Source organism: Janthinobacterium algoris, from assembly GCF_051380935.1.
Taxonomy (GTDB): domain Bacteria; phylum Pseudomonadota; class Gammaproteobacteria; order Burkholderiales; family Burkholderiaceae_D; genus Janthinobacterium.
This window is the reverse complement of the sequence record NZ_JBNYXZ010000022.1, coordinates 93,630-104,062: the sequence shown is the minus strand read 5'-3', so window position 1 is coordinate 104,062 and position 10,433 is coordinate 93,630. Positions and strand designations below refer to the sequence as shown.

Sequence of the window (10,433 nt, the reverse complement as noted above, 5' to 3'; positions counted from 1 at the left end):
GCCAGCGGCGCCACTCGCGCCTCGGCAATGTTCCGCCCGCGTTGTTTGCTGAAAAATTCAGCAAACAACCACAGGCGGCTTGAAACAAGAGTGTCCGCTATTGACAGTACACCTCACCACTCGCGCCTCGGCAATGTTCCGCCCGCGTTGTTTGCTGAAAAATTCAGCAAACAACCACAGGCGGCTTGAAACAAGAGTGTCCGCTATTGACAGTACACCTCAGATTAACTCACGTCCAGTTCTCGCCATGGCCCGGTCGAGACGGAATTCCGTGGCGTATGCCTGGGTTCGAGCACTTTCAACGCAATCTGGCTGAGCGGATATCCAATTCAAGTACTCGGTAACGCGCACCAAATCTGACTGTGCCAAGCCCTTGGTGGCTTCCCTGAACGCTTTCGCCACGGCCTTGCTATCGGCATCGGTTCGGCCTGGTGGCGGGCCTCCGCGGAATGCGGCTACTGCAGCTGAAAAAATGCAGTAGGAAGAAAGGAATTGGGCTGAAGTCATTTCGTAGTTAAAAATTGCGTTGGTCAAAACTTCACGTGGATGCGTTCTGCTAGTAAATGAGAAGGAACAAAACTGCGCCAAACTTCTTTACCCCTATTGATGGCAGTAAAAACAGAGTCTAGAAATGACGCAGAAGCACGTGCCAAGCTTGATTTGCCGCATTATGAAATATTGTATCGTATACTTTATAGACCGGGCAAAGCATATCACTCATGCTGCGACTGTCATGAGCCGCCCTTACACAGTCCAAACAGCCCGAGAACGACTCGCTCGTAATCTAAAGGATTGGCGTGCAAAAAGAGGTATGAGCCAGGATGTTTTGGCGGAGCATTCAGGTCTGTCCCGAGTCTTTCTTTCTCGCATAGAGAGTGCTCTCGACACTGTTTCTCTCGACAATATCGAAAAAATAGCCGAGGTATTGAAGATTGATATCCTCGATTTACTGCAGCACTAGCACCCTCACAGAAATGCCATCTACCGCTATGCCACCATTGCGGTGGCACCTACAACAGCGGATTCGAGTTTTTGTGCTGGCTCCGGTAGGAGCTTAGCCGAGGCGTTTCGGTCATCCCGCTTCGAACTTCCGAATGTCATCTGGGCTAGCCGCACCGCCATCACAATGACCGGCCAACGCTCATCACAATCCTGAACTCGTGCTCGACCTTCCCTCACGGTCGCTAGCTGGCGCATCTCCTCCCGCTAAGCCTGCTCCGCCACATAGTCCTTCAGATACTTGTTGCTGGCCGAAGAGAAGGTGCCCTCGATGGCGCGACGAACTCGCCAGTTGACGCTGCCCGCCTGGTTGTTGTGGGTACCCTTTACTGCATGAGAATGCCGTAAATGGGCGGGTCTTCGTCAAAGGCGCCGTAGCCACTCTGCCGCCTCAACCTAGTCAGGGTCCAGAGATAGAATTGTCCATCCGGGGATGCGTCGCCTTCTTTCAACGCTTCCTCAACTTCTCCAACAAGAGCCGTCCCGCAAAGCCCACTGATTGATGTCGGATGACCTGGTGACCACCCTGCGTTCCAGTAGACACTGGTGGCTACGAGTTTCCCCTCTATTGACACCGTCAGTTCTCCGGCAGACGGGTCCACGGCAACCTCACCATCGTGACCGGTAATGACCGGTAGATACAGCCGTTTTGGATATAGGTCTTTCTGAAGATAACCAACCCGGTTAACGGCATGGATGGTGGCCATTGGGGCGGACTGCGTCTCCTCGTCAAGTACATCGTCGAGTTCTAGGCTGGATACGTGGCTACGTGTGCCCCACGCATGCGCATCGAATGTTCCGTAGACGTTATGCTTCTGGCGGCTATCAAACCTAGCTGCTAACGAGTCGGCGTCGATAGGACGATTCCCCCACATTCTCCAGCGAACAACAGACAGCTCAATAATCTCGTAGGCGCTCACAACAACCGGTGTCACCATTGCCAATAGGACCGCTCCTGGATTATTTACTGTCAAAGTACTTTGTGCTTCGTTAATGAATGCAGCGACCGATGTGTTGTCTTTGACGACATTGAGGCTAAGTTGCGGCATCCACAGCGGACGGGCTGGCCGCAAAAAAGCCAAGGTGGGTTCAAGGGGAAGCGCGTAGCATGCGTAGTGGAATGCTATCTCGTTCGGCATCCTCCACAATTTCCTTGCAACCTCCAGGGTACGCTGAAACGCTGTCAACATCCGAAGAAGGGTCCTACATGCGAAGCCTCCTGTCGCTTTGTCCCCCGCCGGGCGAACGAAGTAGACCAGGTCACCCTGGAGCGGCGCATCAGGATAAGCGGCTTCAGTCAGAGACCATTCGAACGCGAATTGCCTCGTAAACGGTAGGTTCGACTGCTGCTCTAATTCATTCATGAGTGTCAAGTAGATTCGAGGAACGCTGGTTCCTTGGACTCGCTCGAAACCTATTGGTACTTCAAAGTCACGAGGGGCAACTTTCAAGGATTGCGTGATGTTAGATGAGGGCGTTTGACCCATGTCATCCAACAATCGCTCAGTCAACAAAGAAGGATGCCTTACTGCGGCCCCGAGGTCGGGAACGACAACCCAGCCTCGATTGAAGGCCATCCAAAAAATGCTGAGCAGTTCAACTGTCTCTGCTTCCAAACGACAGAGGCGAAGCTCGCTCAATAAGCGCTGGCATACCTCCGCGTGCGAACTAGGCGAAAGAAGCAGCGAGGCCAGCTCTTGCATCGCCCACCAACGGGTCGCGGCAATTGGCCAACGGAGGCGTAGCATCAGCATCTCAAGTTCGACGTTTAGGTCTGGGAGTTTCTCCGCCCAAGACGGCACGCTAAGGCAAAGCGTGCGTGTGTCCTCTTGAACGCATCGAACCATAGCTTCTGCAAACTGAACTGCTTCGGTCGTTCTTCCTTGTAATCCAAGGAAGTAGACCATCATGTCACTGGGGATGACGCGGGTTCGCTTGGGCCTATCAAGCCAGCCGTACGTGGACTTAAGAAAGAATTCATCGCAGCGACGCCTATACGTCTTCACGACCTGCCTCAATCTATCCTGAGTTTTCTCCGACGGCTCCATATAATAGCGAAGCCAGCCTCCCCTGAATAGTTGCGCTTGAACTATGTATGGAAATGCCTTAGCCGGCCCCTCTAATCGAAGTTTGGTAGCAAATGCTAAGTCGAGGAGGTCGCTCAAGTCATTGTCGCGACATGAGTCTGATAGCAAGATAGGTTCCAAGGCCCCAATTAGTTGAGAACCTTGCCCTTGCGCTTCCCAATAGACGTACCACTCGCACAACACGTCTGCTCGCACGCCAAAGTGCTCTTTTAGGTCATTCGTGAGCCGGGGCAGGTCGGTAATTGGGTAGGTTTTAACGTCACCAAGAAAGGGTTTCCAGTCGGTATCAGAGCCTTTGGAGGACTGCTCGTCGATGCGCCCGACGTCCCCTCCTCGATGTTGTTCGACCTCCGCCAACATCTTGGCAGCAATGGCATCACCGCTATCGGCTGCCACTTGTAGTGACTCGATTGCCTCGAGATGGATGCCCGTTCGAAGGACAGCACTTGTGAACTCACACTGAGTTTTCGCGGTTCTGAGAAATGCTCTCAGACAGTTCTCGGCTTCGGACCAGTCGCTGCATTCAGTGTGCTTCCGACATTTTTCGACAAGTGCTCCTCTATCCAAATTCGCTAGCAGGTCATCGGCCTGGGCCAAGACGTGCCTAGTGCCTTTCCCGTCTGTATAGGCTAAGACGTTATGTACCTGTGGGGCCACCTCCACCAGCAATCGTCGGGCTTCATGAGGTTCGACAGGCATGAGATATTCGAGCGCATCCATGACCTCCGATAAAGCTGGGTCCTTACGCTGTGCATATCCAAGGGCAAGCTCCCAGGTCCTGCGGCACAAGTCCACTGCTAGGGGCGCGATATCATGCCGTATCGCCATCTCGCACAACTCTAGCATTGCCATCATACGGATGCCGGTTTCTTCCTGGTTGTCTGCATCAAACCCGGAAAGTTGATGGCGAATGAACGCCTCTGCGGCCCCATCTGACAGCACTTTGGCACAGCCTGACACATACTGTTTTCTGAATTCCGCTGTATCGAACCAGACTTGCTTCATCGCGAGCTGCAAGTCAGCTACCTCAACGAGAGGAGCCTGTCCGAACCGGGTACTCATGAGCTGAATGTCGACAGCAATGCCATGAAGCGCGCGTCTGAAATCAGAGGCGCCTTGGCCAAGGTTATAGTTGTGGTCAAAGCCCGAAAATTTGATTGAGCTGAAGGCTTGGTACAGTTGGGAAAATTTGATAGCGTGGCCGGCTGCCCAGCGCTCTGCAAATTCGCGGCCAATGCTGCCGAGTTGGTCGAGGTAGCTCGAAACGTTTTCGCGGTTCTTGAACTTAGGTACTCTTAGCGTGGACACGTTTTTTCCTGCAGTCAGCTCTAGGTGAGCCGAACCGAAGAACCAATCATGTGCCAAGTTGGACAGCGCTTCGCGGCTCTCTTCATATCCACCTTCCTGCCACTTGTAGTCCAACGGCCTAACCGAAAAATTGACATCGCCCCTCGCCAGTGCGTTGAGACATCCGACAAGAATCCCGCGAGACATTGCAGGAAACTCAGTCCAAGCGGCGAGGTCGACCTCAGCGAGTGCTGCAGCACGGAAAGCAGCATCGCAGACCATCAGCTTTGACTCACCTTCGGGTAGGGCCACGGAAATTTCAACCAATCTACGCAATTGGTTGCTGTCTACGAGCGCTTCTAGGCGCTTGTGTGCCATCGGAGGCCATTGCCCGGCAATCCATTGCGCCTCTTTTTCCGTAGTCGAGTCAAGCACATTGAGTTCAGCAAACGCTCTCGCCAAGTAGAGCATTTTGCCCTGTGCCTCAGAGCCTTGATTTTGCGTTGCAAACCGGCTTTCTCCTCTGTGCCGACGTAATGCATCTTGAGCGCACTCTTTGGCGGCAGACCCGTTGCCTCGCGCAGCGAGGGCCAACCCAAGCGCTGCTACGTCGACCACTGTCGTTTCATGTCGCGAAGCAAATGCCTCGTCAATCACATTCCCATCGGGGGCCAAGGTCCAAGTGCAGGCCTTAAGTCGAGCGGCATCCTCTCCCATTAGTTGATAAGACAGGCTATTGAGCAGCCGGTACTTGAGATGCCGAAGACGATATGCGTCAGCATACTGGGTCCGTTGTACGGCCAGCTCCTCCGCTTCGTCGAGAAGATTCTCGAAAAGGTCCGTTGGATAGCCTTCCTGCAAGCGCTCCAGAACCCAATCACGCTGAAGACCTGCAATTAGCTCATCTGGATGGCCCCTTTTCGCTTTTACTGACCAGAGCCAGTTGACTCGCAGTGCCGTCGGAGCGGTAGTATCCAGCCATGCCTCTACAAAGGCCGCCAATTCATCGACTCGTTGCTCGAAAGTGTCGGTTTGCCTGACATAAACGATAAGACTTTCGTGGAATGGGCGTAGGCCTGCCGAAGATGCATGCAGCAAATGCTCCACAGCAGTTACCTCGGGCCGAGGGGAGCTCGAAAGAACGGCAATTTCCGTAAAGGCGTGCTTTGGCCAGAAGAATGGAAATGCGCAAACGAGTCGCAGGACATCCTTTTGGCTCGCGGTTAGCAGGTGCCATAGCGAGCTGTAGTAGGTTTTGGCATCACGACTCATGTCGCCCGAGAGCTTCTCAACGCTCCACACGGACAACGTTTGACCCGACCTTACGAGCTCTTCTGTCGCATAGATGACATGAAGTGGATGGCCCGAAGTACGTTCACGCAGCTTTGCAGCAGCTGCCTGTAGTTCGGTTTCGGCCATCGGCTTGCCAGTTCGAAGTTGAAGGCGCCCCTGTTGCACCTCTTTGCGCAAGTACTGAAGCACTGCGTCAGCCGACATGGCCGGAAGCTCCAGCCAGGTGCCGCGAGGTGCCTCAATAAGTAAGCGATTTGGAAGTTGAGCATCCTCAACGGGTTGCGTTCCGACGACCAGAACTAGGTTGTCGCAAGCCGGTAATAGTTGATTAAATACCTCGTCAAGAGAGCGTTTGTCATAGCCTTGGCTGCGCCAAACATGGTCGAGTCCATCAAGTATCACCACGAACGGCATTCCTTGCCCGCGGTAGTGTGCTGCACACGCCATTAAGGCGGGCGCAAGTGCTCTGTCGTGTACCACAACGTCATTGTGGAACTCTTTGACCTGTGCAAGGAGTGATTCTTGCACCGCGAAGCTCGTGTATCGGTCGCGAGTGCGGTCGTTTGCCGACAGGTAGTAGTGATGGCGAACGAAAGGGATGTCTCCTTTCTGCAGCAGCTCGCATACCTTACTTAGGTATGTGCTCTTGCCTCGGCCAGGCGGGCCAGTCAGAACCACGGGCTGCTTCGGCGCCGCCTTGAGCGCAGCCATAAACCTGGTGTGAAAGCCCGTGTCAGGTACGCGATAACCCAGCGGAATGACAAAGTCTTCGGGAAGTGGTTCCGGGGCTATGACACGTAACGTGGCTTGAAGTACCTTGAATGTAATCCAGCCGTCTGGCGCCGGTTGGTTTTTCTCGATGGACCAATGAACCGCCCTGTTCTTGAGCGTTTCGATACCCTCAACTGTCGAGTGCCTTCGCAGTCGCTGAGTCAAGTGTGTCTCGATACTGGAGAAGCCTTTGTCGCTGTGCATAACCTCCAGCGCCTGGAAAAGACGCACTGCATTGGCAGCGCCACCGAGGTCCTGTTCCACCTTCTTTTGAATATCTGCAGGTGCAAGCGTGTAGTCAATAAACGCACCACCGGCCAAACAGGTTTCCATTGCAAGGTCGGGCACCCGGTTTGTGAGTAAACGGATATCCCCAACTTTTGCTGGCTCGATTGCGTCGAGCGCATCAAACCACTTGCGTAGGTTTGTTCGCGCTGTCCCACCTGCTTTGCCCTTTTTTTCCAACAACCATTTCCAGTCAAGCGCATGTTTAGCTGGGGATGGCGTGAACTTGACTTGCCAAAGGTCTATTCGACCGTCAGGTCGTTCTGCGACCAAGTCATCTAACCCTTGGGGCGCAATCGCGTCTTCATCACACTCGAAGCGAATTCGCGCGTATCGCGTAGGGGCATCAAGCCAGTCGCAAAGTAGGTTCACGCCTTGCATAGTTTGATAGACGTATCCCGCAGCAATAATTGCTGAGGTCTTGATTTTTGTGCTCACGGGGTCCCTAGGCTATAGGTTGGCAAAATAAAGTAACCGTTGGCTGTCGGCGCCAACTACGTGCATCGCCGTCAAAAAAAGAAGAAGTTGGCCGCGAGCAATGAGGCAATGTAGCATTGATGGAGGGCCGATGCACCCCAGTGCATATTTGTTCGCCTAAGGTCGAGGAAAATATTGTTAAAACACTATTTAATTTCACTGTTTTTAGCGGCTAGACGACATGAATTGCATTTACTTAGTGATTGGGCGACAATTTAGGTCGATTTTCTAGTTTTTTTAGTGATTCCTGCTACGTCTGAGATACGCTGGTGATACTAGGAAAAGGCTAAAACTAAGTGGCTAGACGACAAAACTGACATTTTTTTAGTGTTTTAGCGACACGCCCTTTCAACTTCTAAGTGGAAAACTACATGCGCACAGCCCGGCTCCCACGCCCCATCTCTGACGAGCTGTACTTCGCCGCCTCAATGCCCAAAACTGAAGCTCGCAAGCTCCAGCGACAGGCTGCGGCCGGAATACTTCTGCGAGTTTGCAAAGGAGTTTATGCGCCCCCCATAGCCGCTGAGGAACTCGCTGTTTTGGTTCGGCGGAACTGGCAGGGGGTAGCAGGGGTTGTAGTTCCTGGCGGTGTTGTCTCTCATATCAGTGCTATGAAGGGGGGCATACTGGAGTCGGGTGATGTAACCCTTTCGCATCCAACGGCGTTCAATAAGAACGTGTCGCTTCCGGGACTCCGGCTTCGTGTTGTTCGAGGGCCCGGACCGCTGCCAGGGGATTTACCTATGGGAATCTCCGGACTTCACTATGCCGGCCGCGCGCGAATGCTATTGGAAAACATTGGTCGTAAGGGGGACCTACGAGCGCCACGCGACGAAGTAGAAAATCTTCTCGTCGCAGTGCTAAATGCATCGGGTGAAAAAGCGCTCAACGAAATCCGTGACCTGGCCACAGCCTTAGCGCCCACTCTCGGGGCAGAGAAGGCCTTGGACGAGTTGCGCAGCATCATTGGAGCTTTGTTGGGTACTCACTCAAAAGGCGAGTTGCGAACTATGGCTGGGCAGGCGGTTGCGCAGGGCATGCCTATAGACCAAGAACGCATGGCTCGGTTCGAGACTCTAGCCGCGAATCTTCGGCGTGAGCCATTGCCTAGAATCGAGAGCTCCGTTACCGGCGTGTCAAGGCAAAACTTTGCGTTCATCGAGTCCTACTTTTCAAACTACGTTGAAGGAACGAAGTTCGACATCGAACAGGCACGCGACATTGTCATGCTTAACAGGGTGGTATCGAACAGGCCGAAAGACTCTCATGACATCCTTGGTGTGTTTCGGCTTGCAATTACGTCACCATATCGGGACAGCCCACCAGTAGCGGGGGCGGAATTCATTGAGGGTCTTGAGGGGTGGCACGCAGAGATGCTGAAGATGCGCCCGGAGGCTAACCCTGGCAAGCCCAAGTTGGAGGTCAACTACGCAGGTACAACGCAGTTTGTCGACCCCGCCTTCGTGCGCGGAACACTTGCCGAAGGGTCAAAGCTCGCTCGGTCGGTTCCGGAGGGCCTTGCGCGCGCCATCTATTACGCCTTCCTCATCTCCGAAGTCCATCCGTTTGACGATGGAAATGGTCGGCTGTCCAGGCTTGTGATGAACGCTGAACTCACGAGGGCCGGCGTCGGCCGCATCATTATCCCGACGCTGTATCACCCTCAGTACGTTGACTGTGCGCGTGCCCTAACTCGAGGGAACAACCCTGAGGGTTTTGTGCGTAGCTTAGCGAAGATGGCCCAGTGGTCGAGCCAGTTCGATTATTCGAACCTAGACGTACTAATCGCCGCATTGCGGGGCACAAACGCTCTCGAGGAATCCCCTGCACAGTTCCGTCTGCTGAACGTCGACGGAAGTACTGAGGCATGAAGAACGAATCAAAAAAATCAACAGTGCGCAGTGCCAAGTATCCTTGTAGCTTCCCCTGCGGCTGCCCGGCCGGCGAGCTATGGGCCGCAGGGTTCATGTAGACCACCACGTTTGCGACCGGAGGTTATTGAATGTAGTGGCGAGACCAACAAGGGACGGCATCCTCCGCGCCATGCAGGCGGGTTGGCTTGGTTCGGTCGCCCCTACCTTGCCGTGACAGGTCCTCAACGCTGGTTCGACGGCGTATTGTGTTCGCAAATTCGTTTGACGAAATGTCCATGTCACTGGCACCATGCTTTAAAGCTCCTACCGTGTAGGGCACGAGGTACAGCCATGCTGCCGGATTGTCATGTTCAAGGGAGACTATATGGCACGGACGGAAGACCGTCAACGACGCTGGCAACCCTTATTGCCGGTGCTTGAACAGTCCTTTGAGGGACACCGACTGATACCGGAGAAGTTGACGACAGGCTGGTCAATACTCAATCAGAACAAGCAGCAGTTATGCACCCTTTATTACCGAAACAATAAGGCTGAACATTGCCTTGAACTCGCCGTGTCGCCCAGTCAGCCTTTAGGTATCTGGATGGGAGAACAAGTGGCTTTGTGGGTGGAACAGGAAATTATTTCCAGTGGCCGGCGTGGTAAGGTGCATAGCCATTTCCCGTTTCCTGTTGGGCATTGGCCTACTCTCGGTTTCGTCGACGAGGCCCAGGCCCTGCATTTCTTCGAGCGCGTGCTTGAGAAACGCTTGATGGTTGGGCTTCCTGTAGCCTACGAACATGCAGTCATGGCCCTTCCGGAGCATACGGTTGTTGAGCGGATAACCAAGCAGCGAAGAGGCCAGGCGATGCTGCGCAGAGTCTTGCTGCTAGCACGAGGGGGGCGTTGCGAGCTGACAGGCCTAGCGGTGCCACGACTACTGCGTTGCTCTCATATTAAAGCATGGGCCGAGGCTTCTCGAGATGAACGGTTCAACCTGGACAACTGCCTGTTGCTTTCTCCGCACGTGGATGCTCTGTTCGACGCCGGATTCCTCACCTTCGACCCACGAGGGACTGCTTTGTTTTCCCACCGATTACGACCTGCAGACCTTGCCGCCTTAGGCCTGTCAATTGAGGCGCGACTGATAACTATGCCCAATTTGACTCAACAAAATTTCCTGACGTGGCATCGTAATTATAGGGTTCGCGAGTAGTCAGCCATGGGACATAAAAAGTCGGAATTTTGGAGCGATGTTGACGTTGAGCGCGGGTTCCATGATTTGTTGCTGTAGACAGCCCCGTGGTTGAGGCGCTCGTAGTCGGCAACAACGACATCTGCGTCCATTAAGGAATTCTTAATCATATCAAGGAATTAATCA

At 53.8% G+C, this 10,433-nt stretch carries 5 protein-coding genes and 1 pseudogene; 4 read left to right on the top strand and 2 right to left on the bottom strand.

From position 1 onward, the window contains the following. On the top strand, window positions 1-189 hold a 189-nt coding region (locus tag ACQ4W7_RS25400), incomplete at its 5' end, for a hypothetical protein (RefSeq protein ID WP_436534206.1). A 442-nt stretch (window positions 190-631) separates the two neighbouring features. After that, window positions 632-961, top strand: a complete 330-nt coding sequence (locus ACQ4W7_RS25395; protein WP_436534204.1) for a helix-turn-helix domain-containing protein — start codon at window positions 632-634, stop codon at window positions 959-961. A gap of 245 nt (window positions 962-1,206) precedes the next feature. On the opposite strand, the pseudogene ACQ4W7_RS25390 reads toward ACQ4W7_RS25395, so the two are convergent. Further along, window positions 1,207-1,293: pseudogene (locus ACQ4W7_RS25390) on the bottom strand (hypothetical protein); the annotation flags it as partial. A gap of 32 nt (window positions 1,294-1,325) precedes the next feature. Further along, entirely contained in the window at window positions 1,326-7,160 is a 5,835-nt protein-coding gene (locus ACQ4W7_RS25385; RefSeq protein WP_436534202.1) for an ATP-binding protein, read from the bottom strand. A gap of 782 nt (window positions 7,161-7,942) precedes the next feature. On the opposite strand from ACQ4W7_RS25385, the gene ACQ4W7_RS25380 reads away from it, so the two are divergent. Together ACQ4W7_RS25380 and ACQ4W7_RS25375 are read left to right on the top strand one after the other, a co-directional pair. Further along, window positions 7,943-9,070 carry a Fic family protein gene (locus ACQ4W7_RS25380; RefSeq protein ID WP_436534200.1) on the top strand — a complete coding sequence of 376 codons (1,128 nt, stop codon included), beginning with the start codon at window positions 7,943-7,945 and terminating at the stop codon, window positions 9,068-9,070. 349 nt (window positions 9,071-9,419) lie between these two features. Then, entirely contained in the window at window positions 9,420-10,268 is an 849-nt protein-coding gene (locus ACQ4W7_RS25375) for an HNH endonuclease (protein WP_436534198.1), read from the top strand. The last annotated feature ends 165 nt before the right edge of the window (window positions 10,269-10,433 follow it).

Coding starts and splice junctions, on each gene's coding strand:
- ACQ4W7_RS25395 (WP_436534204.1), top strand. CDS start 632: ATGACGCAGAAGCACGTGCCAAGCTTGATTTGCCGCATTATGAAATAT.
- ACQ4W7_RS25380 (WP_436534200.1), top strand. CDS start 7,943: ATGGGAATCTCCGGACTTCACTATGCCGGCCGCGCGCGAATGCTATTG.
- ACQ4W7_RS25375 (WP_436534198.1), top strand. CDS start 9,420: ATGTTCAAGGGAGACTATATGGCACGGACGGAAGACCGTCAACGACGC.